At 53.6% G+C, this 26,265-nt stretch carries 25 protein-coding genes; 22 read left to right on the forward strand and 3 right to left on the reverse strand.

The genetic code is table 11. The features are described from left to right. Positions 1-12: 12 nt before the first annotated feature. Positions 13-969 carry an Rpn family recombination-promoting nuclease/putative transposase gene (locus tag AC6RNO_RS05905; protein WP_497104930.1) on the reverse strand — a complete coding sequence of 319 codons (957 nt, stop codon included), beginning with the start codon at positions 967-969 and terminating at the stop codon, positions 13-15. Between the two features lie 367 nt (positions 970-1,336). Here AC6RNO_RS05905 and AC6RNO_RS05910 point away from each other — a divergent pair, with 367 nt between their 5' ends. The 7 genes from AC6RNO_RS05910 to AC6RNO_RS05940 all read left to right on the forward strand — a co-directional run bounded on the left by AC6RNO_RS05910 (position 1,337) and on the right by AC6RNO_RS05940 (position 8,426). Beyond that, positions 1,337-1,687 (forward strand): DUF2294 domain-containing protein, encoded by a 351-nt coding sequence (locus AC6RNO_RS05910; protein WP_488438211.1) that lies wholly within the window; start codon positions 1,337-1,339, stop codon positions 1,685-1,687. Between the two features lie 181 nt (positions 1,688-1,868). Further along, on the forward strand, positions 1,869-2,966 hold the full coding sequence (locus tag AC6RNO_RS05915) for an ABC transporter substrate-binding protein (RefSeq protein ID WP_474685820.1): 1,098 nt from the start codon (positions 1,869-1,871) through the stop codon (positions 2,964-2,966). Positions 2,967-3,040: 74 nt separating this feature from the next. Beyond that, complete coding sequence (locus AC6RNO_RS05920) at positions 3,041-3,973, forward strand: nucleoside hydrolase (protein ID WP_497104931.1); 933 nt, start codon at positions 3,041-3,043, stop codon at positions 3,971-3,973. A 27-nt stretch (positions 3,974-4,000) separates the two neighbouring features. Further along, positions 4,001-4,822, forward strand: a complete 822-nt coding sequence (locus AC6RNO_RS05925) for an ABC transporter permease (protein WP_474685825.1) — start codon at positions 4,001-4,003, stop codon at positions 4,820-4,822. 4 nt (positions 4,823-4,826) lie between these two features. Further along, positions 4,827-5,615, forward strand: a complete 789-nt coding sequence (locus AC6RNO_RS05930) for an ABC transporter permease (RefSeq protein WP_474685827.1) — start codon at positions 4,827-4,829, stop codon at positions 5,613-5,615. A 15-nt stretch (positions 5,616-5,630) separates the two neighbouring features. Continuing rightward, positions 5,631-6,692 carry an ATP-binding cassette domain-containing protein gene (locus AC6RNO_RS05935; RefSeq protein ID WP_497104932.1) on the forward strand — a complete coding sequence of 354 codons (1,062 nt, stop codon included), beginning with the start codon at positions 5,631-5,633 and terminating at the stop codon, positions 6,690-6,692. Positions 6,693-6,713: 21 nt separating this feature from the next. Next, positions 6,714-8,426: an adenine deaminase C-terminal domain-containing protein gene (locus AC6RNO_RS05940; RefSeq protein WP_497104933.1), complete on the forward strand. Its 1,713-nt coding sequence runs from the start codon at positions 6,714-6,716 to the stop codon at positions 8,424-8,426. Positions 8,427-9,285: 859 nt separating this feature from the next. On the opposite strand, the gene AC6RNO_RS05945 is transcribed toward AC6RNO_RS05940, so the two are convergent. Then, complete coding sequence (locus tag AC6RNO_RS05945; RefSeq protein ID WP_497104934.1) at positions 9,286-10,899, reverse strand: DUF5050 domain-containing protein; 1,614 nt, start codon at positions 10,897-10,899, stop codon at positions 9,286-9,288. Between the two features lie 312 nt (positions 10,900-11,211). Here AC6RNO_RS05945 and AC6RNO_RS05950 point away from each other — a divergent pair, with 312 nt between their 5' ends. The 14 genes from AC6RNO_RS05950 (at position 11,212) to AC6RNO_RS06015 (ending at position 23,713) form a co-directional block, all read left to right on the forward strand. After that, a complete protein-coding gene (locus AC6RNO_RS05950) occupies positions 11,212-11,691 on the forward strand; it encodes a GNAT family N-acetyltransferase (RefSeq protein ID WP_474685835.1) in 480 nt (159 codons plus the stop codon). Between the two features lie 154 nt (positions 11,692-11,845). Beyond that, positions 11,846-12,376, forward strand: coding sequence for a GNAT family N-acetyltransferase (locus tag AC6RNO_RS05955; RefSeq protein ID WP_497104935.1), 531 nt, complete (start codon positions 11,846-11,848; stop codon positions 12,374-12,376). A gap of 187 nt (positions 12,377-12,563) precedes the next feature. Beyond that, entirely contained in the window at positions 12,564-13,442 is an 879-nt protein-coding gene (locus AC6RNO_RS05960; RefSeq protein ID WP_497104936.1) for a LysR substrate-binding domain-containing protein, read from the forward strand. A 159-nt stretch (positions 13,443-13,601) separates the two neighbouring features. Beyond that, a complete protein-coding gene (locus tag AC6RNO_RS05965; RefSeq protein ID WP_474685841.1) occupies positions 13,602-14,468 on the forward strand; it encodes a transporter substrate-binding domain-containing protein in 867 nt (288 codons plus the stop codon). Positions 14,469-14,511: 43 nt separating this feature from the next. After that, positions 14,512-15,288: an amino acid ABC transporter permease gene (locus tag AC6RNO_RS05970; protein WP_474685843.1), complete on the forward strand. Its 777-nt coding sequence runs from the start codon at positions 14,512-14,514 to the stop codon at positions 15,286-15,288. Next, complete coding sequence (locus AC6RNO_RS05975) at positions 15,285-15,995, forward strand: amino acid ABC transporter permease (RefSeq protein ID WP_474685845.1); 711 nt, start codon at positions 15,285-15,287, stop codon at positions 15,993-15,995. The genes AC6RNO_RS05970 and AC6RNO_RS05975 overlap by 4 nt, the downstream gene beginning before the upstream one ends. Then, positions 15,992-16,744 carry an amino acid ABC transporter ATP-binding protein gene (locus tag AC6RNO_RS05980; RefSeq protein WP_474685847.1) on the forward strand — a complete coding sequence of 251 codons (753 nt, stop codon included), beginning with the start codon at positions 15,992-15,994 and terminating at the stop codon, positions 16,742-16,744. The genes AC6RNO_RS05975 and AC6RNO_RS05980 overlap by 4 nt, the downstream gene beginning before the upstream one ends. Before the next feature lie 26 nt (positions 16,745-16,770). Beyond that, positions 16,771-17,781 carry an LLM class flavin-dependent oxidoreductase gene (locus AC6RNO_RS05985; protein ID WP_488438200.1) on the forward strand — a complete coding sequence of 337 codons (1,011 nt, stop codon included), beginning with the start codon at positions 16,771-16,773 and terminating at the stop codon, positions 17,779-17,781. 28 nt (positions 17,782-17,809) lie between these two features. Then, positions 17,810-19,000: a M20 peptidase aminoacylase family protein gene (locus AC6RNO_RS05990; protein ID WP_488438199.1), complete on the forward strand. Its 1,191-nt coding sequence runs from the start codon at positions 17,810-17,812 to the stop codon at positions 18,998-19,000. Beyond that, the gene (locus tag AC6RNO_RS05995) at positions 18,997-19,482 is read left to right on the forward strand and encodes a DinB family protein (RefSeq protein ID WP_497104937.1); all 486 of its coding nucleotides are present in this window, start codon (positions 18,997-18,999) and stop codon (positions 19,480-19,482) included. Before AC6RNO_RS05990 ends, AC6RNO_RS05995 begins: the two co-directional genes overlap by 4 nt. 32 nt (positions 19,483-19,514) lie before the next feature. Further along, positions 19,515-20,042, forward strand: coding sequence for a GNAT family N-acetyltransferase (locus AC6RNO_RS06000; protein WP_497104938.1), 528 nt, complete (start codon positions 19,515-19,517; stop codon positions 20,040-20,042). Between the two features lie 15 nt (positions 20,043-20,057). Next, positions 20,058-21,386 carry an NtaA/DmoA family FMN-dependent monooxygenase gene (locus tag AC6RNO_RS06005; protein ID WP_497104939.1) on the forward strand — a complete coding sequence of 443 codons (1,329 nt, stop codon included), beginning with the start codon at positions 20,058-20,060 and terminating at the stop codon, positions 21,384-21,386. 8 nt (positions 21,387-21,394) lie between these two features. Further along, entirely contained in the window at positions 21,395-22,609 is a 1,215-nt protein-coding gene (locus AC6RNO_RS06010; protein WP_497104940.1) for an amidohydrolase, read from the forward strand. Positions 22,610-23,503: 894 nt separating this feature from the next. Continuing rightward, positions 23,504-23,713, forward strand: coding sequence for a hypothetical protein (locus tag AC6RNO_RS06015; protein WP_488438197.1), 210 nt, complete (start codon positions 23,504-23,506; stop codon positions 23,711-23,713). 27 nt (positions 23,714-23,740) lie between these two features. Here AC6RNO_RS06015 and pdxR read toward each other — a convergent pair whose 3' ends face one another. Next, on the reverse strand, positions 23,741-25,198 hold the full coding sequence (pdxR, locus tag AC6RNO_RS06020) for a MocR-like pyridoxine biosynthesis transcription factor PdxR (RefSeq protein WP_497104941.1): 1,458 nt from the start codon (positions 25,196-25,198) through the stop codon (positions 23,741-23,743). A 226-nt stretch (positions 25,199-25,424) separates the two neighbouring features. On the opposite strand from pdxR, the gene AC6RNO_RS06025 reads away from it, so the two are divergent. Beyond that, positions 25,425-26,243, forward strand: coding sequence for a uroporphyrinogen-III synthase (locus tag AC6RNO_RS06025; RefSeq protein ID WP_474685865.1), 819 nt, complete (start codon positions 25,425-25,427; stop codon positions 26,241-26,243). Positions 26,244-26,265 lie beyond the last annotated feature (22 nt).

A 26,265-nucleotide genomic window follows, 5' to 3' on the forward strand; every position in this document is an offset into this window, starting at 1 on the left:
ATTCTCCGTTCGTCAATGGACTTGTTTACGCAACTGTTCGATCTTTTCCACTGAAAACCCGGTCGCTGTCGCAATAGCCGGGTTGTCCAGTCCCATTTCAATCAGGTTTTTTGCAACGTCTTTTTTACCCTCTTCTTTTCCCTCTATTTTACCCTCTTCTTTTCCTTTGAGCTTGATTGCTTCCAGATTTTTTTGCAGCCCCATAGTGGTCCCTCCCTTCTCTTTGATTTCCTGGATCAACTTCTCGACGTCTTGGCTATCCGGCGGCAGCTGTACGCTGATTATGTTTGCGAGCCAGCTGATGAACTGTCCCTGCAAATCTTCCGGCATACGCCGGATCGTGCCCATCAGCTTGCGCAGTCTTTCCAGCAGCAGTTCTTGGTCCGCAGTTTGATCTAGTAAAAATACAGAGCCGATCGTGTTCGACAACGCGAGCAACTCTTCCTCAGTGTAGCGCTCCACGTCCAGCAGGATATACTCGAAATCGAGCAGTTCCGGCCCGAACGCTTCCTCACCGGCGAGCAGTTCGCGGAATCGACGCTTGGCCGTCCACGGACGACTGCCGTTATATAGCACGATAGGTACGATGGCTGGCAGTGCAAAAGCTTTTCTTTCGCCCGCATCGTCCTGGTTTCGAAGCACATAGCGCCAAATTTCCACCTGATACAGCAAAAGGCGGTAAGGCATCTCTACATCGACCGTAGATTGATACTCCATCAGCAAGTAAAAAATAACATCCCGCCCGTTCAGACGCACCTTGTACACCAGATCGGCTTTTTTGCGTTTGAAATCAGGCAGCACAAACGTTTGGTTAATAGTCTCGACATCCGTTTCGTCGACTTGCTCGACCCAACCTCTGCGGACAAACGAGCGGAGCAATTCGATAAACAGCTTCTTGCTGGACAACAAAAAGCGGTAAGAACTGTCATGCGGTTGGTGAATATCCGGTCCTGTCCGGCTTGAATCCATCGTTCTCCTCCTATTCGGCGGGTTATGGTTAATTTCCTGGATCACAGCCTTCAATGCTTCAAAAGATTGGCTTCCGGCCATCTTAATCCGCTTTCTTCTATTATACCGTAGTTTCTTCTGCAAATGGAACAACGAGCAGAAGAATGATGTGTTTGTCGGTTAGGCGCCGGCTGTATTGAATATCGACTTCCCGAAAAATTTAATGTAATTTATACATTCGGAAAAATGAATAATTTAAGGCGGTCTGAACGAATAATTCGCGAGTTTTTTGATAAAAAGACGAACGATTTACTTGATTAATTCTGAAAACCTATGTATTATAAAAAGAAATGCAAGAAAAGTCGATTATTGTTCTGAAGGTGATTGCATGTCCCTCCCGGATTCTAACGAATATAAGAAGAAGCTGTGTCACCTGTATAACGACATTTCCAAAGAGCTGTTCGGCTTTGGTACGATCTTGCTGAAGGTATCGCTGGACGGCAACATCATCACGTTTCATGCCAAGCACCGCCGGTCACCGCGCTCAACGGCATTGGAAGGCGAGGCTCCTTCGCTCAAGCATGAGGTCGATTTTTACATGTCTTCGATTTATAAGAAGAAGATCCGTGAGAAGCTGGAGCAGGAATTAAGCTTACCCATCGAAGCGGTATTAAGGGATTATGATCCGCCGACTCAATGGGCCATTACGAATATTATTTTGAAACAAACGGAATTCTGAAATACGACGGTGTTTCTCTTTTGATCTATCTTAAGAGGAAACCGCATGTACGGCAACAGATGTCTCTTTGCATTGTTTACAATGAAAAGTGCTCTTGTTAGAAGTTTTCTTCTTCTATACAAGCGTGCTTTTTCTTTTTTATATGTAAACCGATATAATCCACATTGGGAGGACGATGAACATGAAACAAACTATGATCCGCGGGTTGCTTACCCTTTCTGTAGCAGGACTGGCCTTGACAGGATGCGGAACTTCGCCTGCAAAAGAACAGGGTAACGCCAGTCCCGCCGCTTCGGCGACAGCCGCCGCCTCCAAAGGGGAACCGGAACAATTGGTGATTTCCACCTGGGGGTTTTCCGACGATTTCTTCAAGAAAGAAGTATATGCGCCGTTTGAGAAAGAGCATAATGTTAAAATCGTGCTGGAAGTGGGCAACAACGCAGACCGTTTGAACAAAGTGAAGCAGGGCAGCTCGAGCGTCGACCTTATTTATTTGTCGGATTACTACGCGCAGCAGGGTATTGAAGCGGGATTGTTCGACAAAATCGACCGCAGCCGCATCCCGAATTTGAAAGACATTTACGACATCGCGAAAGCGCCGCTCGGTGAAGATTACGGTCCGGCATACACGATCGGCCGCCTGGGCATCGCCTATAATCCGAAAGCTGCGGGCAAGGAAATCAAGTCGTGGAGCGACCTGTGGAGCCCTGAGCTCTCCAAAAAGCTGACTATGCCGAACATTACGTCGACGACGGGCCCGATGGTGCTGGATGCGGCCTCGATCGTTGCCGGCAGCACTACGTTCAATGAAGACCAGGCGTTTGCCAAGGCGAAGGAATTGAACAAAGGGGTCGTCAAATATTACGGGCAAACTTCCGAGTTCGTCAACATGTTCGCGCAAGGAGAAATCGCCGCCGGCCCGATTATGGAAATGTATGTAAAAGATTTGAAAGCGGCCGTGCCGGAAACGAAATTCATTTCCCCGGAAGAAGGGGCCTACGCCGTTATGAATACGGTCAACGTTATCAAAGGAAGCAAGCATAAGCAGCTGGCGGAAGATTTTATCAACTGGCATTTGAGCAAGGAAGTTCAGGAAAAGTCGGCCAAGGCAAAAGTGGACTCGCCCGTTAACACGACGCTTCAGCTTTCGGCTAACGAGGCCGAAGGGATTACGTACGGTGCCGACGTTGTGAACAAGCTGCGCAAGCTGGATATGAAATTCGTCAACGAGCATTTGAAATCGTGGATTGACCGCTGGAATAAGGAAGTTGCCAAGTAAGTGAAAATGAGTCAAGGGTATATGAACGTATATACCCTTGCTTTTTCTTGTACAGGACGGAAAGGAGCGTACTTATGAAAAAGAAAGTGATCCTCGATGTGGATACGGGAGTGGACGATGCGCTCGCTATTTTGCTGGCGATTCGCAGCGGGGAGCTCGATGTGCTCGGCATCACGACGGTGAACGGCAACGTCTCGCTGGACCAGGCTACCGAGAATACGTGCAAAATCCTTCAGCTGGCCGGAATGGAACGGGAAATTCCGGTCGTTCGGGGGGCTAACAAGCCTTTGATGCGGAGTTCTTTTTTCGAGCACCGGGTTCACGGCAAGGACGGAATCGGCGGCGCGTTAGCCGATATGGAGGTTCTCATGCAGCCGGCGGCAGGGCATGCAACCGACTTTATCGCTGAACAAGTGAAGCGGTACGACGGCGAAGTCACTTTGGTCATGACGGCGCCGCTGACGAATTTGGCCATGACGGTCATGAAGTATCCTGAGCTTGTGCACCAGGTGAAGGAAGTGATCGTAATGGGAGGTGTCGTCCAAGGGTTCGGCAATGTAACCCCTACGGCGGAATACAACATGTACGTCGATCCCGAAGCGGCCAAGCTCGTTTTCCAGGCCGGTTTTCCGGATTTGACGCTCGTAGGACTGGATGTGACGCGCAAGGCGCTCATGACCGAAGAACATATCCGGGAGCTCGGGGATTCTCCTCTGGCCGAATATGTCAAGACGAGCACGGCTGACTATATGCAGCGCTACTATGAGCGCAACGGCGTTCGGGCATGCGCGCTTCACGATCCGCTGGCCGTCGGAGTCGCGCTGAACAAGCAATTGGTCACAACGCGCCATTACTACGTAGATGTGGAAACCAAAAGCGAGCTGTGCGACGGGCAGACCGTGTGCGATTTCCAAAACCGCTTGTCCAAAGCGGCTAACGTTCATGTGAGCCTGGACGTGTCGGCGGACGAATTTCTCAAGCTATTTGTCGGCGCGCTGCGTGCCTAAGCGAACCGTGGAACAGGAGTAAGTTACATGAAAAAAACGTACTTGCCTTTCATGCTGCTGCCGGGACTGGCGTTCCTGGCGGTATTTATGGTAGTTCCGATCGTCCTGACGATCGGTTCGACCTTTTTCGATAACGGTACTTTTACGCTCGCCGGGTACTTGAACTTTTTCAAAGACCCTTATTTTCTGCAAATTGTGTGGACCACGCTGCGCGTCAGCCTCGTAACTACGCTTCTATGCGTGCTGCTGGGTTTTCCGGTCGCTTACTTCATTTCCAAGCAAAGTCCGCGGCATAAAGCGATTTTGCTTGCGCTGGCGATTTTTCCGCTGCTGACAAGCTCGGTGGTCAGGTCGTTCAGCTGGATGATTATTTTGGGCAAAAAAGGGCTGCTCAACAACGCCTTGCTGGCCATCGGCCTCATTAAAGAGCCGCTTGACATCCTGTATACGCCGACGGCGATGATGATCGGCCTCATCCATCTGTTTTTGCCGCTCATCATTATTACACTGGTCGGCGTTCTTGAGAATATAGATGCGGATCTGCTTAAAGCAGCGGAGAGCCTCGGAGCGGGCCGGCTTACGGCTTTCGTCAAAGTGATCGTGCCGCTCAGCGTACCCGGATTGATCATAGGCAGCATTCTAGTTTTTGTCGGAAGCTTGACGGCTTACACGACGCCGGCTTTGCTCGGAGGCAAGCAGCGGGTCATCTCCACATTTTTGTATCAAAATGCGATTACGCTTAACGACTGGCACCTCGCCTCCGTCATTGCCGTCATTATGATTGCGATCACCTTCGCGGTTATCGCGCTGATGAACAAGCTGGCCACTAAATTGAATCCGAAGGGGTAGAAATATGCGGGAGAAAAATCGGGGGCTGGCCTTGTTTACGCTTCTTGTGTATATATTTTTGCTCGGGCCGCTCGTCATTATCGCCTTTGCTTCATTTGAGCCGGGCAGCGTGCTGAAATTTCCGCCGCAAGGCTTCTCTTTAAAATGGTACCGGAACATCCTGGAGGTCAAAATGTTCATGACGACCTTCAACACCTCGATTATCGTCTCGCTGCTGGGGAATTTGCTCGCGCTGCTGCTCGGCATTCCTGCGGCATATGCGCTGAGCCGGTTCCAGTTCAAAGGAAAAGAGGCGCTGAACGCGATTTTCATTTCGCCGGTGCTTATTCCCGGTATCGTGCTTGGTTTTGCGATGCTCAAATACATTATCGTCATGTACCACCTGCCGATCTATGCGGCGCTGCTCGTCGGCCATACGGTGATCATGCTGCCGTTTATTATCCGCGTCGTTGCGTCGAGCTTGGCGAATTTCGATTTTGCGGTGGAGGAAGCGGCATTAAGCCTCGGCGCCGGCCAATTGAAAACATTTTTCAAAGTCGTTTTGCCGAATATCAAATCCGGTATTATCGCCGCCATTCTGATCGCATTTCTGGAATCGTTCAACAATGTCGACATTTCGGTCTTCATGACGGGGCCGGGCGTCAGTACGCTGCCGATTCAGATGCTGACGTATGTGGAGAACCATTTTGACCCTACGATTGCCGCGATTTCCGTGCTGCTGATGATGTTCACCGCGGTACTTATGTTCATTATTGAACGGTTGATGGGATTGTCCTACTTCACCAAACGATAACGGAGGCTTTTGTCCATGGCATTGCTATCACTGGAAAATATATCGGTCGCCTACGGCCAGCAATATATTCTGCAAAACTTCAACCTGAGCGTTGAAAAAGGCAGCCTTATTTCGCTGCTCGGTCCGAGCGGATGCGGGAAAACGACGACTTTGCGGCTTATTGCAGGGTTCATCGAGGCGAAGGCGGGCACTTTCTCGCTGGGCGGCAAAGATTACACGCGCGTCCCTGTAAACAAACGAAACTTCGGTTTCGTGTTTCAGAGCTATGCCTTGTTCCCGCATTTGTCCGTTTACGACAATGTCGCCTTCGGTCTCCGGCTGCGCAAAGTGAACCGGGCCGAGATCGAGCGGCGGGTACGGAACATACTGGACATCGTCAGCTTGTCCGGCTTCGAGCAGCGGTTTCCGAAAGAACTGTCAGGGGGCCAAAGACAGCGGGTAGCGATTGCCAGAGCGCTCGTCATCGAGCCCGAACTGCTGCTTTTCGACGAACCGCTGAGCAATCTGGACGCCAACCTGCGCGTCAATATGCGGGTGGAGATCCGCCGCATCCAGCAGGAGCTTGGCATTACGACCGTCTACGTATCGCACGATCAGGAAGAGTGCTTCTCGATCTCCGATCAGGTGGCGATTATGAATAAAGGAGTGATCGAGCAGTTGGGCGCTCCGGCCACGATTTTCAAATATCCGAAAACCGAATTTGTCGCCCGTTTTACCGGTTTTACGAATTTTATCGCTTTCGATGAAAGAACCGAAGCCGGAGATGCGATTGAGCTGAAAGCGAAGGGGATTGCGTTTTCCGTAACGAGGCACCCCGGCAAAGGGGAGCAGGCCGGCAAGCAGGGAGCCATTCGTCCGGACGATGTCATCATCGCAAGCACGAGCGAAATGGAGGAAGGAGCGAACCGGTTGACCGGCCGGGTCAAAGTAAGCACGTTTCTCGGCAGAAGCTATCAGTACGTCGTCGAGACGGCGCTGGGCGATTTTACCGTCAATAAAGAAATGGAGCTCCCTTATCCGGGCGGTCAGGAAGTGCGGCTTCTTTTTCCGGGCGAGAAGCTGGTTTTAGTTGAGTAGCGTACGTGGAGGGGAAGGCAGATGCGTGTAGATACATGGATTGAAAATGTACGAATTTATAACGGTTATTTGAAAACGTTCATTCGGGGCAACGCGGCTATTTTGGACGGAAAGTTTCTATATATCGGGGAGCGGGGAGGCGACAGCTTCGAAGCGGCGGAGCGCCTGGACGGGGAAGGACGCTTCCTGATTCCCGGCCTCATCGATATCCATTTGCATATTGAAAGCACGATGGTTACACCGGAGACGTTCTCTTACGGCCTGATCCGCAACGGCGTCACGACGATCGTTCCTGAACCTCACGAGATGGCCAATGTGTTCGGGCTGAGCGGGGTAAAGGAAATGATCAAGGCCAGCGCGCACTGCGTGGCGGACATGTTCTATGCCATACCAAGCTCTGTGCCCGCGACTTCTCTGGAAACGACCGGGGGCACGATAGAGATCGAAGATATCGACGAACTGCTGCGCACGGAACGAATCATTTGTTTGGGCGAGATTATGAACTACGTGGATGTGATTTCGGATCCCGACTGCAAGACGAATCGCATTTTAAACCATGTTCGCAGCCGCTACCCGCATCTCATTATTGAAGGGCATGTGCCGAAGCTGCTGGATCTGGACTTGCACCGGATGATTTACAGCGGAGTCGATTCCGATCATACGCACCAGACGATTGAAGGCATGGAAGCGCGGATCGCCGCCGGGATGTTTATCGAAATTCAGGAAAAATCGATGACGCCGGAAGTGATGGCGTATTTGACCGGCCGCGACGTATCCGAGCATTTTTGCTTCGTGACCGATGACGTGATGGCCGATTCTTTTGCGCGCCGCGGACATCTGAATCACATCGTCCGCAAAGCGATCGGCATGGGAATGAAGCCGGAGCATGCGATTTATGCCGCTACGTTTTCTCCGGCCAAACGCATGAGAATGCATGACCGCGGCGTCATCGCCCCCGGGAAAATCGCCGATTTTCAGCTGCTGACCGATCTGGAGCAGTTGACGATCGACCAGGTTTTCAAGGGCGGCCGTAAAGTTTACGACCGGCGCGAGGCGTACGTTCCTGCCGCAAGTACAAAAGCCTTTCCGGCGCATTACTACCAAAGCGTACAGATGGAGGAGCTGACGGAAGCGGATTTCGCGGTAAGCGTGGGCGCTGACGATAACCGGTATGTGGCCCGCGCGATGACGGTCAAGGACGGATCGACGTTCACCGAGGAGCGTCAGATCGAGGTCGAAGTCCGCGAAGGAAAGCTTCGCTGGGAGGAGAGCGGCTGCGCGCTTATCGCGACGTTCGAGCGCTACGGCAAAAACGGCAACCGCGCGTACGGCCTCATCGGCGGCGATACGATCCGACGCGGAGCCGTGGCGACGACGTACTCTCACGACAATCATAACCTGCTCGTTGTCGGGCATAATCCGCTCGACATGATGATAGCGGCCAACGAGGTGATCCGCAATCAAGGAGGCTTTAGCGTTGTCGAGGACGGAAAAGTGATCGCCGGACTTCGCCTGCCTGTCGGCGGCATTTTAACGGAAGACCCGCTGGAGCAGGTCGCCGAGGAAGTGGAGCGGCTGCGCAAAGCGATGGAATCGCTGGGCTACCGGCATTATAATCCGATTATGTCCATCAGCACACTATCCTTACCTGTAAGCCCGGCGCTGAAAATAACGGACTTCGGTTTAATCGACGTCAATAAAGGGAGCGTCGTTCCTTTATTAATCCGCAGCTAAGTGGCGTGGGGACACGGCTGGGCGGCTGGGGCTGCTCGCCGCTCCCGGCTTCTGAGCTGCGAGCCCGTGTGCGGCGTCGGCGCAGCGAGAAATATCGCGCCGTCGCAATCGTCTCCGGCAGCGCCGCCAAAGACGCGCAGCAGCCGTTCGTGATGCGGCGGTTGGGGCACGCCGAAAAGGCTGCGAAAGCCCTCGAAAGCCCTCGAAAGCCCGCGGCCAAGTAGAATTGCCTGCTCCAGTGTGGCGAGTTTTTCGCCAAGAGCAGGCATATTCCCGGCAGGCGGTCAGTTCAGAGGAAAAGCCTGCGAAAGTGCAGGCTTTTCCGGTGAAAGTGGCCCGTTCTGGGTAAAAGCCTGCAAAAGTGCAGGTTTTTACCGGTTTTGACGGGCAGAGGGCTTGTATGAGCAGAAATTGCTGCAGATTTGCAGGAATTTCTCGAAGTTGGTGCATCTAGGCGGTAAAAAGATGCACAATTGCAGGTTTTTTCCGCGCGCAATGCCAATTAGAATTGCCTGCTCTCACGTGGCGAGTTTTCGCCTATGAGCAGGCATATTCCCGGCAGGCGGTCAGCCCGGAGGAAAAGCCTGCGAAAGTGCAGGCTTTTTCGGTGAAAGTGGCCCGTTCTGGGAAAAAGCCTGCAAAAGTGCAGGCTTTTACAGGTTTTGACGGGCTGAGCGCTTGTATGAGCAGAAATTGCTGCAGATTTGCAGGAATTTCTCGAAGTTGGTGCATCTAGGCGGTAAAAAGATACACTATTGCAGGTTTTCCCCAGCTTTAATGGGCTAGCCCTTGTAGCTGTCAGCACTACGCTTTTTCCGACGCCCGGGTCGCCCTCCCTGCGAGGGCGACCTTTTTTCCGTTATTGCAGCTGCACCCATTTAACGGATTTATTTTCCGGGGAAACGAACACGATCGCATCGTTGCCCGCAAAAAGTTCGGAAACCTGGTCGGTCACGGCCAAACTGAGTTCGCCTGATTTATCAAACACTTTTAACCCGTAATCTCCGCCTGCCGCCACCTTGCATATCAATTTACCGTTCACGATTTGGACGTCATCCAAAGCTTCCTTCAACACAAGCGTATCGTCTTTGGCCGGGTCCGCCTTGTAAAGATGGCTTTGGCCGTTTTCATCTGCGGAGGTGTAGTACAGTTGGCCCTCGATTTCGTCAAACCAATTCTGATACTTCTTGTCGGACAGTTTTTGCTCGTTCGATCCGTCCATGTTGGATGAATATAAGTAACGATCCGCGTCTTTTATATAGTAAAGTTTGCCGTTGATGATTTTGAAGTTGTAAACCCCAAATGGGGTAACCGCCACCGTATCGTTGGTATTCAAATTGATTTTGTAAATTCGATTCAAGCTCTGGTTGTCGACGGGAAACGGCGAACCCATCACATACGCGTCGCTGCCGATGATTGTCGTGGAACGGTTGCCCCCAAAGCCTAGGCCGCCACCATCGCCATACACGATATGCTGTCCGTAAATGAGATTCGGATTGCCCACATGTTTGCGCCCGCCGCTATCTTGCCCTGTCGGCACCAGATTCAGATTGTTGCCTGACGGCGGCACAGACTGGTCAATGATTAAAGTGCCGTTCGGCGTATTTTTAAAATCAAGGTATCCTCGCTGCACGATGTCGGCTTTTCCGTCGGCTTTTCCATCGGTGTTCACTTTGCAGTACACATCGTAGCCCATAGTAGCTCCTCCGATATGGTAAGCAAACCACAGCTCACCGTCGGACACCCAATAACTTATATGCGGGTGAAGGCCGTAAACGGAACTGCTATCATATTCATACACCGGTTCTTTGGCCGACACGTTATTTACGGGCGCTCTGTAAATCCGGTTCATGTTGTCCGTCGCCTCGGAAAAATAATAGTACCCTTTAAACACGGCGACACCGTTTTCACCGACGCCGGCCGGTAGATTCGCCGTTGTAACCCGCGGGTTGCCGGAATTGACGGAAAGTCCTTCCGAGTCGCTCCATGCGTAGTCCCAACCGAACTCATCATGGGCGAATTTCCATGTCAGCGGGAAATAGGTGACATCGTTAAAGCTCAAGAGCGGGTAAGGCTCTTCGGCATTATCGATTTTCTTTCCGCCAATGGAAATTTCGGATGCAGAAACGGTTGCTTTGTACGAATTCGAATTTTTATTACTTGTTGTGTACGGCATATACGACGAAGTGACGCCGCTTTTAAAAATGTTCAATCCTCCTTCCGGCGACCACTCCGTCTGCAGCCCCAAAAGCCTGCAATCGAACCATGTCATCGGGACGTAGGTGATATCCTTATAAACGAGCAGCGGATACTGTCTGTATCGATTGTCAACTTCATTTCCGTTTAACTTCACCGTAAAGTCCGGAAGCGTAACCCTGACGCTTTGCCCGGCAGCCGAGCTTTTCGCGGGAGCCGCCATCAAGCCCCAACAAGCGGTAATGAACACCGCCCCTAACAAAACTTTACGCTTCATTCCAATTCCCCTCCCTTTCCTCACAAGCAATTCTTTTCCATAACCTTAGACGCGCAGTTTTGAAAAAGGTTACGAAGCCGGCGCTATCATGCGCGAAGCGGTACGGCAAAGTGCTTGGGTCACCGCCACCGCCCGCCATTTCAATTGAATTTTTCTATTTTTAAATTGAAATTTTCTATTGAAAAGCGCATTGACGATGGCAAAAAGCAGTGATAAGTTTATAACAAATCTAAAACCGATATAAAGCATAGGAATTATCGACTTTAGTATTGCAGCTCGATTTCTATTCGAAAACGGAAGGGGAATATGATCATGACAACGATAAAAGCATCTGCCGAAGACGTGCGCAGCGAAGACTCCGCGCAATTGATCCGGGAGCTTAGCGCTGAACTTGCGGCGCTGTATCAGCATTCCGACGGAGGCGCGGGCTTCAAGCCGGAGGACGTCGAAGCGCCCCGCGCAGCGTTCGTCGTCGCCCGCCTTGACGGCCATCCGGTCGGCTGCGGAGCGCTTCGCCCGCTGGACGAGACGACCGTCGAAGTCAAAAGAATGTACACGCGCGCCGATTACCGCCGCAAGGGCGTAGCGCAGGCGATTCTCGCCGAGATCGAGCGCCTTGCGGCCGCATTTGGCTACAGCAGCATCAAGCTGCAGACCGGCCCTTTGCAGCCGGAAGCGGCTGCGCTTTACGAACGGGTCGGCTACTACCGGGTCCCGATCTTTAGCGGGGACTGGGACCGCGTGCTGGCCTACCAAAAAGATATTGCGCCCGTACCCGAACGAACGAAATAAAGTTCCGGCCCACAACCAATAAACAGGTCCCGCGCACAGGGGAGCTGTTTTTTTGCTTAATCGGTTATAGTCGCTGAACGAATTGGCGGCCCAGTCCCATCATGTGGTACTATTTTCATACCTAATGAACTGCTGCTGTGGAGGGGGCCTATTGATGCGGAATAGCGAAGGTACGGAAATCAAGATACGCCGGTTGGGGCATATGGAAGTGGAAAAGGTACGGCTGCTAATGCTTGACGTGATTTCACGGCTCCCTTCCCAAGAGCTTTTTGCCATGGATGATGAAGAGTACTTGCAGCAGCACGTTGAAGAAAAAGGTGAAATTTACGGCGCCTACCTGGGCGGGAAGCTTGCGGCATATTCGGTTCTGGTGTTTCCCGGTATGAGTGAAAGCAATCTCGGAAGAGAATTCGGGGTGCCGGAGCGGGAATTGCCTCTCGTTGGAGTTTTGGATTCAACGGTAGTCCATGAATCCGTTCGCGGTCTTGGTTTGCAGAGACATTTTCATAAGCTGCGTGAACTTCGCGCCCGGGAGAGAGGCTGTCGATACCTGTATTCAACTGTTCATCCCGACAACCTCCCAAGTATGAACAATTTGGAAGCCGCGGACTTTATCCTGCAATTTACCCGACCGATGTATGGGGGGAAAATCAGGCATTGCTACTCAAAACGACTATTCGGCTGATTAGCTGATAGTGGACGTTAGCCGGATGAGCCGCTCATCCGGCCGGGTTTGTATGGTGGACAAAGCGGATTAAGAAATGTATTGACACCGGTGAGGATGTGGATTATATTGAAAACAATCTTAATTCCGAGTTAATGCATTGGAATAATCGAATTAAAATGTTTCATTATTGTTGGGGGCTGCCGCAATGAATATTGAGAATATCGAAGCATTCGTTTACGTCATTCACTATGGTAGTTTTATGAAGGCGGCGGAGCTGCTGTTTTTGTCGCAGCCGTCGGTGACAGCCCGCATTCAATCGCTGGAGCGCGAGCTGGATTGCAAGCTGTTTGACCGGATCGGGAAGCAGATTCACTTGACCGAGGAAGGGAAAAAGTTTTTGCCCTATGCGCAGCAGCTGCTGCAAACGTACCAGAAAGGCAAAATCCAGCTTAAGCAAAAAAAAGCGCTGCCGAACGAGCTGCGCATCGGCTGTACGGTGTCCGTATCCAATTACGTGATACCGAAAATGATCCCGAAGCTGAAGCTCAAATATCCGGATATACATTTTCATTTGACGACAGGCGTGACGGATGAGATCGTCCATAAAGTTTTGAACAAGGAGCTGGATTTAGGTTTCGTGCGCGGTGTGACGCATCCCAACATTTTATCGGCAAAGCTCTATGAAGATCCGATTCGTCTATATGTCTATGAAGGGCATCCGTTTATAGGAAACAGGCAAGTATCGATAGAGGAGATTGCCAAGCATCCGCTCGTGTTTTTTGAATGCGGGTCGCTGGATTGGATGCGGATCCATCGCATTTTCGAAAGCTTGAATGTGCCCCCGAATATCGAAATCAAGACGGACAACTCGGAAACGGCGAAAAAGCTTGTGCTGCAAAAAGCCGGCATTTCGTTTTTGCCTGGGCTGTGCGTCAGCCGGGAAGTGGAGGACGGCAAGCTGTTTCCTATTGATTTTCCGGAAACTTCGAGCGTTTCCCTGCAAACCAATTTGATCGCTCTTAACGGCGGCAGCACGTTGTTTTTCAACAGCATTATAGAAATATGTAAAATGTTGCCGATCTAAGAAAGCCATTCATATTCGAATGTTTAATATGCATATAGAAAAACTCTATTATCCATTTTGCGGCGAAAATGATAAATTAGTTTCAAGCTTAATTCATATAAAACCTGTAGGAATTATGTGTTAAATAAAACAACTTTGAAGCGCATGGGGGAAACGAATATGAAAAAATGGACGGTTTGGGCAGCAACACTTACTTTGGCATTGACGGCGGCGGGCTGCGGTGCGAAAAGCGCGGACTCTACAGCGGACAAAGCGGCGGAAGGTACGAAGGCGCAGGCAGCGGCAGCCGGAACCGAATCGGCAAAGGTGAAAAAAATTATCGTAGGAACGGGCACCCAGTTCCCTAACGTAGCTTTTCTGGACAGCAGCGGCAAGCTGACCGGTTACGACATCGAGCTCGTCAGAGAGATCGACAAGCGTCTTCCCGATTATGAGTTCGAGTTCAAAACGATGGATTTCACCAACCTGCTTCTCAGCCTGGAAACGAACAAAATCGATTTCGTCGCTCACGAAATGGAGAAAAATCCGGAACGGGAGCAGAAATATTTGTTTAATAACGAACCATACGCTTTCTGGAAAACGAAGGTGATCGTGTCCAAAGACAACACGGCGATTCAATCGATCGACGATCTGAAAGGCAAGAAGGCGCTGACGACCGCTACGAGCGCGGAAGCGACGCTGCTGGAAAAATACAACAAGACGAATAACAACGCCATCAATATCGTGTACCAAAGCGGAGCGGCTAACGATTCCGTCAGCCAGCTGACGTCGGGACGCGCAGACGGAATGCTGGGGGCGGACTTCCTGCTTCCGCTGATCGATCCGCAAAGCAAACTGAAAGCGGTAGGCCCCATTCTCGAAGAGGCCGAAGTGCGGTTTTTGTTCCGCAAAAACGATAAAGACGAGCAGGTTCTCGCCGACAAAATCGATGAGGCGCTGAAGGCGATCAAAGCCGACGGTACGCTTTCCAAGCTCAGCACGCAATGGCTCGGCGGCGATTTCACCAAAAAAGAAGATACCAAGTAGTGAGCATTTAATTCCGGATTTTAAGGAAGGTGAAGTCGTCATCATGGGCAAACAATTCGATATCACCTATGTGTTTGATTTTATCCCGAAACTGTTGTCGTATTTGAATATTACGCTGTTTATCGTCGCTTGTTCCATGCTGCTCGGGGTTGTCGTCGGACTGCTCGTCGCCCTCCCCAGGCTGTACGATATCCCGGTGTTAAAGCGTTTTTCGCAAGTGTACGTATCCTTCTTCCGGGGAACGCCGATTTTGATCCAGCTGTTCCTCATTTATTACGGTTTGCCGGAGACGCTGAAGCTGATCGACGTGGACGTCTCCAGAGCTCCCGTGCTGACTTTCGTCATTTTGACTTTCGGGCTAAACGCCGGAGCCTTCATATCGGAGGTGATCCGGGCGGCGGTCAAAGCGGTGGACCGGGGCCAGGTCGAAGCCGCTTATTCCGTCGGGATGACCGGGTATCAGGCGTTCACGCGAATTATTGCGCCGCAGGCGCTGGCGATATCGCTGCCCAATTTTGCCAACCTGCTTATCGCCCATTTAAAAGATACGTCGCTCGCTTTTTCGCTGGGGGCGATGGAACTGATGGGCAAGGCGCAGACGCTCGGCGCCGCTACGCAGCATTTTATAGAAACGTATATTTCGCTTTCGCTGATCTATTTTGTCATCTGCTACGGTCTGGAAAAGATTTTCCAGTTGATCGAAAAACGTTTGCTTCGCTACGAGCAGCGCATCGTTTCCGAACAACCGCAGCCGAAATCGCGGCGCTTGTTCAAAGGAGTCTGGGCTGCGCAGCCCGGTAAAGGAGGGTATCAGCCATGAAGCTCGATCCCGTGTTTATTTGGACGGCTTTCGTTCAACTGCTGTCTGCGCTGCCGACTACGCTCGTCATTACGGTTGTCTCGGTATTTTTCGGCTTTATGATCGGTTCGGCGGTCGCTTTGATCCGGATTTACCGCATTCCTGTGCTTCATTACTTGGCCGCCGCCTATGTTACGTTCGTTCGCGGCACGCCGATGCTGATGCACCTGCTGCTCATTTATTTCGGGCTGCCGATGCTGCTGGACGCTTTTGCCGCCGCAATCGGCTGGAGCTTCAGATCGACATCGATTCCGATGATCGGTTTTGCTTTTATATCCTTCTCGATTACGGCAGGGGCTTATTTATCCGAAGTGGTCCGCTCGGGAATACTCGCCGTCAATCGCGGGCAGATGGAAGCGGCCTATTCGATCGGCATGACGACGCCCCAGGCGCTCAGGCGGATCGTGCTCCCGCAGGCACTTGCCGTCAGTTTGCCGAATTTATCCAACTCGCTGATCGGCATGCTGCACGGGTCGACGCTCGCTTTTACCGTATCGGTCGTTGAAATTAATGCCAAAGCGCAGATTGTCGCTACGACAAACTGGAAATTTTTTGAGGCATACATTGCCGCGGCCCTGCTTTTTTGGGGAGTGACCATGCTGATCGAAAAGCTGACAGGGCAGCTGGAAAAACGAATCAATCTGTACAACCGAGGTGGCGTATCATGATCAAACTGACGAATATTACGAAAGCTTTCGGCAAGCACGAGGTGCTCAAAGGCATTGACCTGACCGTGAAAAAGGGTGAAGTCGTTTGTATTCTCGGCCCCAGCGGTTCCGGCAAAACGACGCTGCTCCGCTGCCTGAACTTCCTGGAGAAGCCGAATGACGGCGAGGTGGCGATCGGCGATTTCAGCGTCAACTGCAAGCGTCCGAGCAAAGCGGACATTCATACCCTGCGCCGCAAAACGGCGATGGTGTTCCAGCATTACAATTTGTTCAAGCATAAAACGGTGCTGGAAAATGTGATGGAAGGGCTCGTGATCGTACAAAAGCAATCGAAGGAAGCCGCCCGCGCCAAAAGCGTGCAAATGCTGGAAAAAGTCGGGCTGGGCAGCAAGCTGGACGCATTTCCGAGCCAGTTGTCCGGCGGACAACAGCAGCGTGTCGGCATCGCCCGGGCGCTGGCGCTGAACCCGGAAGTCATTTTGTTCGACGAGCCGACTTCGGCGCTGGACCCCGAGCTTGTGGGCGAGGTGCTGGACGTGATCCAGAAAATCGCCAGGGAAGGGATTACGATGATCGTCGTCACCCATGAAATGGGCTTTGCCCGCGACGTGTCCAATCATGTCGTTTTCATGGACGGCGGGGTCATCGTGGAAGAGGGCAAGCCGCAGGAAATTTTCGGTTCGGCTAAAGAGGAGCGCACCCGGCAGTTTTTGAAGCGGATTACTCCCGAGTGGAGCTATACGATATAACGATATTCAGATAGGAGTGCTGAGCCATGGGAATCAAATTTGGCATTTTGGATCAAAGCGTTATTTTACCCGGAGAGAATGCGGAGGACGCCTTGCGGCATACGGTTGAACTGGCGAAAAAAGCGGAGGAGTGGGGCTATGACCGTTTTTGGGTTTCCGAGCATCACGATTCCGATCAATTGGCGGGTTCCTCGCCGGAAGTATTGATTTCTCACCTGCTGGCCAAAACGGAGCGCATCCGCATCGGCTCCGGCGGCATTATGCTGCAGCATTACAGCCCTTACAAAGTGGCTGAGAACTTCAATGTGCTCGCTTCGCTGGCGCCGGGCAGAATCGATCTCGGCATCGGCAGAGCGCCCGGCGGTCTGCCGCGCTCGACGCAGGCGCTGCAGCAAGGAATTGCCGAGCCTGCTTCCTTATCGGATAAGCTGAAGGAGCTCCAGCAATTTGTGAGCAACCGCCTGAAGGACGATCACCCGCTGGCAGGCTTGCGCGTTTCGCCGATTCCGGCGCAGCCTGCGGACATTTACCTGCTCGGAGCGAGCAGGGCCAGCGCCGAACTGGCTGCCGAACTCGGGCTTCCGTACGTGTTCGCCCTGTTCATCAACGGCGATCACGCCGTGGCCGCAGCGGCTTTCGAAGCTTACCGCAGCGGGTTCAACCGCAGCGGCGGGGCTGAGCCGAAAGCGATACTCGCGCTTTCACTCATTGTCGCCGACTCGGAAGAGGAAGCGAAGGAACTGGCCGGTGAGTACAAAAACGTCAAAATTCATTTGGAAAACGGCAAAACGCTGACTGTCGGCACGCTGGAGCAGGCCGAAGAGTACGGACGCCAGACTAACGCCAAATTTACCGTCGAAGAAAAGCAGGCGGAAGTGACGAAGGGCTCGAAAGAAAGCGTGCGCTCCCAATTGCTCGACATTCAAAACAAGTACGGCCTGGACGAATTTATGATCACGACGCCGGTGAAAGATTTCGCAAAGCGCATTCGTTCCTTCGAATTGCTGAAAGAAGCTTTCTCCGGGCTGCACGTATGAGACGTGCACGGAGGGAAGGAGAACGCTTATGAGCGGTGAAACTTTGGCGCCGTCTTTGACGGATTTCGGGCAAAAGCTGGTTGCTATCCGGCGTCAACTGCACCAAAACCCGGAATTGTCCAACGAGGAATTCCAGACGACCGCGTCGATCCGCGAATGGCTGCGGGAAGCGGGTATCCGGATTGCCGATTTCCCTCTCCGGACCGGCGTCATCGCCGAGGTCGGCGGGCGAAGCGGAGGCCCCGTTATCGCGCTCCGGGCCGATATCGACGCGCTGCCGGTCCAGGAGGAAACGGGACTGCCTTACGCTTCGCAGACGGCGGGAAAAATGCACGCTTGCGGGCACGATTTCCATACGGCCGCCATACTGGGGACGGCGTTTTTGCTCAAGCAGCGCGAGCATGAGCTGCAGGGCACGGTGCGGTTTATTTTCCAGCCGGCCGAAGAGAAGGCGCAGGGAGCCGAGCAGGTCATCGCCAGCGGAGCGCTGCAGGATGTGCAGGCCATCTTCGGCATGCACAATAAGCCCGATCTTCCGGTCGGGACGATCGGCATCAAGTCCGGCCCGCTCATGGCTGCCGCGGACGGGTTCGTGATCGAAGTCAAAGGGCACGGCACGCATGCCGCGGTCCCGGATGCGGGCATCGATCCGATCGTTGCGGGCGCCCATATCATTACGGCGCTCCAATCTATCGTGAGCCGCAACATCAACTCGCTGCAAAGCGCTGTCATCAGCGTCACCCGCATCCATAGCGGAACGGCCTGGAACGTCATCCCGGAGAAAGCCGTTCTGGACGGCACGGTGCGCACGTTCGACGAAAAGGTCCGCTCGCTTGTCATCCGCCGCTTGGAGCAGGTGGTCGAGGGCGTGGCTGCGGCTTACGGGACGACGGCGTCCGTGCGCTGGGTGAAGGGGCCGCCATCCGTGCAAAATGACGCGAAGCTGGCGGAGCTCGCCGCCCGGGCCGCGAACGGCACAGGCTTGAACGTCGTTGTGCCGACGCCTTCGCCAGCAGGGGAAGATTTTGCTTTTTATCAAAAACAGGTGCCTGGCGTATTCGTGTTTATGGGCACTTCCGGTTCGAAGGAATGGCACCATCCGGCATTCGATCTGGACGAACGCGCTCTGCCCGTCAGCGCGCAATATTTTGCCGAGTTGGCCGAGCTTGCTTTGAGTCAGCCGGAATTATTCGGGAGCACATTGGAGGTTAAAAAATGAGTGTGAGCGAAATCGATATTCAATCTTATCTGGATAAGCATCAACAGCTGAAAACCGCGATAGAAGGGCTCTCCGACGAGCAGTTGAAGTGGAAAGCGGCGCCGGAATCGTGGAGTGTGACCGAGGTGCTGTCGCATCTGGCCGATCATAACATCGTCGTTTCTTTCCGCATCCGGGAAATTATTTCAGGCTCGACCGCCCAGCTGCCGGCATTCAGCCAGGACCCTTGGGTCAGCGCGGCAAAGGCAAACGAAGGCTCTGCTGCGGATATTTTGGACATTTTCCATGCGTTATTGGTTTATAACAGTTTATTGTTCAAACGGCTGTCGGCGGAGGATTGGGACAAAACGGCCGTCAATTTTAAAGGGCAGACGGTGTCGCTGAAAGACGTCGTTTCATCGTTTGTCGCCCACGTACAAGTGCATCTGGCGCAAATTAGCCGGATCAAGCTGGCGGAGAGCGAAGCAAGTAAAGTCGGCTGACCGGGGCCGGGGAAGAACGGAGGCGGGGAACTATGAGCGTGCAAGAGGTGCGGATTCGCGAAGCGAATAGCGGGGACCGGCAGGCTATCCTGCAAGTTACGCTGGACGCGTATGTGCAGTATGCAAATACGCTGCCACCTGAGGGTTGGCAGCAGTACAAGGATTCGATCGTCGCTTCGGTCGAAAGCGATGGCGCTGAAGCGCGGCTCGTCGCCGAAATCGACGGGGAGGTTGTAGGCAGCGTGCTGCTGTTCGCGTCGTCTGCGGCGGCATACGGCGTACCGGAGCTGGACATCAACTCCCCGATCATCCGGCTGCTGGCCGTTTCCCCGCAGGCCCGGGGGCGCGGCATCGCCACGGCGCTCATTAAAGAAAGCGCCCGGCGCTCGCTGGAGTCCGGCGCGGAGACGCTTCATTTGCACACGTCGGACATGATGGCGTCGGCGGTGAAGCTGTACGAGCGGCTCGGCTTCGAACGGGCCTTCGACAAGGACATTCAAAAAGGCGACACTCTGGTCAAAAGCTACCGGCTTCATTTAAAACAAGCAGCTTTATTATGAGAGGACGGAACGAACATGCCAAAACGTAAACAACTGAAATTGGGCGCCATCATTCACGGCGTAGGCGGCAATGTGTCCGGATGGCGTCATCCCGACGCGATTACGGACGCCAGCGTAAACTTCGGATTTTACAAGCAGCAGGCGCAAAAAGCCGAATCCGGCAAGTTCGATCTGCTGTTCATTGCGGACGGCCTTTATATTACGGAAAAATCGATCCCGCACTTTTTGAACCGTTTCGAGCCGATTACGATATTGTCCGCGCTTGCGGCCGTAACGAAGAACATCGGTCTTGTAGGCACGTTATCGACCACGTACAGCGAGCCGTTCACGGTGTCCAGGCAGTTCGCTTCCCTCGATAAAATCAGCGACGGGCGCGCAGGCTGGAACATTGTTACTTCTCCGCTTGAAGGCTCGGCCAAAAACTTCGGCAAAGAGAACCATCCGGCCCATCCGGAGCGCTACCGGATTGCCGGCGAGTTTTTGCAAGTAGCGCGCGGGCTGTGGGATTCGTGGGAAGACGATGCGTTTGTCCGGGATAAAGAGAGCGGCGTATTTTTCGATCCGGCGAAAATGCATACGCTCAATCACAAAGGGGAATTTTTCTCCGTGCAGGGCCCGCTCAACATTGCCCGTTCGAAGCAGGGGCAGCCGGTTATTTTTCAGGCGGGAGCGTCCGAGGACGGCCGTGCGTTTGCGTCCAGGGTGGCGGATGCCATTTTCGCCGGTCATGAGACGATCGAAGAAGCCCAGGCTTATTATCAGGATATTAAAAGCAGAGCGGCCGCTCACGGGCGTTCGCCGGACGACGTCGTGATTTTGCCGGGAATCGGCCCGATAATCGGGCGCACTGAAGAAGAGGCGGAGCGCAAATATCAGGAACTCGCGAATTTGGTTACGATCGATAAGGCGCTCGATTTCCTCGGCCGCTTTTTCGAGCATCACGATTTTTCCCAGTATCCGCTTGACGAGCCGTTCCCGGATCTGGGCGATTTCGGCAGCAACAGCTTCCGCAGCGGCACGGATAAAATCAAGCGCGATGCCAAGGAGAACAATTGGACGCTCCGCCAGGTGGCGCTCCGTGCGGCGACCCCGCGCGGCGAATTTACAGGAACGGCGGAGCAGGTTGCGGACCGCGTGCAAAAATGGTTCGAGGAAGGCGCGGCGGACGGCTTCATCATCGCTGCCTCCATTCCGAAAGCGCTGGACGATTTCGTCGATCTGGTCGTCCCGATTTTGCAGGAACGCGGCCTATTCCGGAATGATTACGAATCCGACACGCTGCGAGGCAATCTGGGGGTTCCGTTTCCGGCGAACCGCTACACGAAGGTGGAAGCGCACAGCTGAGGTGAGGTATGGATACGGCATCGATTTGGGGCTATATCGATACTTTGGAGGAAGAGCTGGTGGAGATCCGCAGGGATTTGCACAGACATCCGGAAATTTTGTTTGACATAGTCCGCACCTCGGCCATAGTGGCTGATTTACTGGAACGATGGGGTTTGGAAGTGGAGCGCCGCTGCGGCAAGCATTTCGGCATGGGCGTTGTCGGCACGCTGCGCGGCGGCAAGCCGGGAAAGACGGTCGTGCTGCGCGCCGATATGGACGCCCTGCCGATTCGGGAAGAGAACGAAACGCCGTACAAATCGCTGCAAGACGGCGCGATGCACGCTTGCGGCCACGATGCTCATACCGCGATGCTGCTCGGCGCCGCCAAGGCGCTCAGCCGGTTCCGGGATGAGCTGCCGGGTACGGTCAGGTTTGTGTTTCAACCGGCCGAGGAGGGGGCGCAGGTCAGCCCGCTGGACGGACGGCTGATTAGCGGCGGCGCGGATTTGGTGGAATCCGGCGTGCTGGACGGCGCGGATCTGTGTTTCGCGCTGCACGTATGGCCGGAGCTGCCGATCGGCACGATCGGCGTCCACCCCAAATATGCGATGGCTGCGTCCACGCATTTTAAGGTGCAGTTTCACGGCGTGTCCGGGCATCACAGCACGCCGCATTTGGCGGCGGACGCGCTGCTGATGGCAGCCCAGTTCGCCGTGGACATGAAAGTCGCGGTGGCGAGCGAAATCGACCCGCTGGAGCCTGCGGTGCTGTCCTTCGGCACGCTAAAAGCAGGCACTGTCCTGAATGCGATTGCCGCGGACAGCGAAATCACGGGCTCTTACCGCACGTTCAGCGACGGGGCAGTGGAGCGGATCAAGCAGTCGATCGAGCGCCGTGCGCAGGCGATCGCCGGCAATTACGGCGGCACCTGCGCGCTGAGCTTCCGCATGGGCACGGCGCTGCGGAATGACAGCGAAGCCGCCCGGCTTGCGCTGCAGGCGGGTGCCGAGGTACTGGGCCGGGCCCAGGCGGTTTCGCTGGAAACGCCGAGCCTGGCAGGCGAAGATTTCGCCTTGTATCTCAAGCGCGTTCCCGGCGCGTTTGCTTTTATCGGCGTCGGGAACCGCGATAAAGGATTTACGCATTCCGTTCATCATCCCCGATTCGATCTCGATGAACGCGTTTTGCTGTACGGGGCCAAAGTCCACGTACAATTCGTGAAAGAGGCCTCGCGGCAGTAAGCGCGCGTGCTCGTGTGTACGCACGCGTGGCGGGGCTGGGCTGGGCGCGAGAAGGCGGGCCGCGCGCGGGTGTAGTGCCGGCTGCCTTTTTGTTTTGCGGCGCCCGCTTGACTCTCCGGCGAGTGAAAAGGTATCGTTTGAGGCGTTGACAGCGGCCTGAAACGATCCATCCGCCCCTCGGAGCGTTGAAGTGGGCTCATGTGCGCCAAAAGCCTGCAAAAGTACATCTTTTTTCTCCTTGATGCCCTTCCCTCGAAATATTCCTGCAAATCTGCAGTTTTTTTCGCCAAATCGCCTGTTCAGGCGGGTTATTGCCGAAAATTCCTGCACTATCGCAGGCTTTTCCCCCAAATGCCCCGCCGCCTGAGAAAAAGCCTGCACTTTTGCAGGCTTTCGGGCCGGCAAGCGCTCCACAGACGGTTGTATCGGCTCAGCAGGCGGCAAACCAGCCCATCTACTCCACTCGACCAACCACTCTAACTAGTCCAATCCCACCAGCCGCACCCAACCAGTCAAATCAATCCACCACACCCGCAGAAATTAACTAGTCTAACCAATCCAATCGCACCGGCAGAATCAACTCGTCCAACCAGCCCATCTACTCCACTCGACCAACCGCCCTAACTAGTACAATCACTCCAACCGAGCCAGCCAACCGAATCAGTCCACCCGCACCGGCAGAAATTAAGTCCCTGCGCTTCTCCAAAAGCGGCGCGCAGCAAGGCGAATTCCGGCCAACTGCTGCCGGTGCTAACTGTCGCCCGTTCGCGGTACAGCGATCTTTTGACAATTGGATGGGCATAATAACGCAAAAGTGGTTGATGAAGTGAGCGCTTGTTTCATATATACTTCTTTTTATAACACGTTGATTGTGTAAAGAAAGGGCGGTTTGCTATGTCTATGTATGCTTATTATGCGATTTTTTCCGTGATTTTGCTGTTTGGCCTGGTCGGCACGTTTATGGTCGGTTTTTCGCGCAAAAACAGGGAAGGGGATCAAACTTACTTTCAAAAAACGGGGACGAAATGGATCCGGCTTTCGGCCCTTTATGTGATAGCCATTGCCGCGGGAGTGCTGGCGCTGATCGTGTACATCCGGCAATAGGCCGGATAAATTATCGCCGCGCCAACGCTATTTGCTGCGGGACGCGGCCATTTTGCCCTGCAGCTGCAGGGCGTCGCGAAGGCACTCAAGCCCAGGTGCAATTTGCTCGAAGCGCGGTCTCGCAAAGCTGATGCGAATGCAGCCCTGATCCGAGCCGTAAACGCTTCCCGGCACGAACAGGACGCCTCTTTTTATCGCTTCGTCCAGCAATTTGAAATCGTCGACTTCGCGATTGATTTTGCACCAGAGGTTGAGTCCTCCCTGAGGCGGAGTAAATGCAACGGAATCGCCCATGATCGACCGCAATCCTTGCATGAGCTCGTCTCTCCTGATGCGCAGGCGTTCACGCAACCCGGCGATTTGAGTCTGAAAATGCCCGTCCCGGATAAATTGATTGGCTACCCATTGCGGGATGCTGCTTAAGCCGAAATCCATCTGCTGTCTGGCATCCGTCAAGCGGTTCACGACGGTTTGCGGGGCGATCATCCAGCCAATCCGCAGGCCGGATGCGGCGATTTTGGATAAGGAGCCGATGTACAGTACATTGCCGGTCTTATCCAGCGATTTAAGTGTGGGCGGCGGATTTCCGTCAAAAGCGGTCAGCGTAAAAGGATCGTCCTCGACTATAGGGATTCCGAGCTCCGCGGCAATTTCCAGCAAGCGGATTTTGCGCTCCGCAGCCAGGACGCTGCCTGTCGGATTTTGAAAGTTCGGATTCAAAAAAATCATGCGTATCCGGTGCTGCTTGTACAGGTTGGCGACATCCTGGGGATCGATTCCTTGATCGCCGACAGGCAAGCGGAACAGGCGGAGCCCCGCCGATTGGAACATCGGCAGCGAATAGCAGTAGGACGGATCTTCTATGGCAACGGCGTCTCCCGGACTGAGGAGGCACTGGGTAATCAAGTACAACGATTGTTGGGAACCCGAAGTGATCAAGATCGACGAATCCGTGCTTTGGATTTGAAGGTGCCGCTCAAGAAACGAAACGAGAGTTTCCCGAAGCGGAGCGTATCCTTGCGGATCGTCGTAGCCGAGCTGCTCCTCGAAGGGCTGTTTTTGCAGCAAATCGCGCACGATTTCGTTCGGAAACAGGTCGGGGGACAGTTCGCCGCTCGCAAAATCGATGATAGACGGTTTTTTTCGCAGTTCCTCGCGGATGCGGCGGATAAAGGGAAGATTCGGAAGGAACGTGCCGCCTTCCACATAGGTTTTCCAGTTGGGCGTCTGTTTGGGGGCAATTCCCCATTTATGCCGGGTTACTCTGGTGCCGCTTCCTTTGGCGCTCTCGACGATGCCGGATGCCCGCAGTTCCTCGTAAGCTTGCACGACGGTGCTGCGGTTGACGCCAAGGCTGTCCGCTAATTTTCTTTCCGAAGGAAGGACGCTTCCGGGAGGAAATTCTCCAAAAGAAATTCTCCGTTCCACGTAATCCGCTATTTGCCGGTAGATGGGCTTTTTGCTCGATCGGTCCGGTTTCCACATATGTTCTCATCACCTTATTTCATTATGGCCAAGTAGCAAGCAGAGTAAAGCATCATTAGTATATCATCCGGGGCGGAAAAGCATATAGCCGGGTTTGCCGCTATTGTTCCAAATTTTTGAACTTGATAGGGCCAAAAAGAAAATCGTCTTGCCAAACAGCCGTTTGCCTATTACTATAAACGGGTTAGGGTATTGTTTGCTTGTTCGAAAGGGGATTCATACATAAATGGACAAACTGTTCGGTAAAAAAATTGCGATTGCCGGGTCGAGAAAAACGGATGAGATGAGCGTACTGATTGAGAAGCAGGGCGGGATTCCGCTCGTTCGCCCGCTGCAAGGGCTGCTTCGGTTCGATGAAACGGCGGTTGAACAAGAGCTGCATGTTTGCGCGAACGAAAAGGTGGACTGGTTCGTCCTTACGACAGGCATCGGAACGGAAACGCTGCTGGATGCTGCCGCGAAGCTCGGCATTCACACGGCTTTGCTGCAAAAGATGAAGGAAGCGAAGGTGGCGGCGCGGGGGTATAAGACGTTCGCCCTGCTGAAGAAGTTGGATATCCAGCCTGAAGTTGTCGACGAGGATGGGACGACACAAGGATTGATCAATGGTTTGGCCGATTGCGATTTCGCGGGCCGGACGGTAGCCGTTCAGCTGCATGGGGAGCCGCAGCCGGCGTTGATCCAATTTTTGGAAGAGAGGGGCGCTCGTGTCATTCAGCTGCTTCCTTATCGGCACGTTGCGCCGGACTCGACGGTACTGGAAACGATTTGCGGCGAGCTGTTGGGCGGAATGATCGATGCAGTTTGCTTCACTACCGCGGTACAAGTGCGCTATTTGTTTGACTATGCGAGGCAGCAAGGGATTGACGGCGCGGTTCGGGAAGCTTTTGCCGAGCGTGTCCAAGCGGTTGCGGTCGGCAAAGTGACGGCCGAGGCTTTGAATAACGAACAGATCGATCTTGTCATCGTGCCGGAGAGCGAGCGGATGGGCGCGATGATTATCGAGCTGGCGAAGCACTACGCGGGTGCGTCAACCGAAGGTTAACTCGCGGCGAAAGGGGGGATTC

It is taken from the genome of Paenibacillus sp. sgz302190, assembly GCF_059820445.1.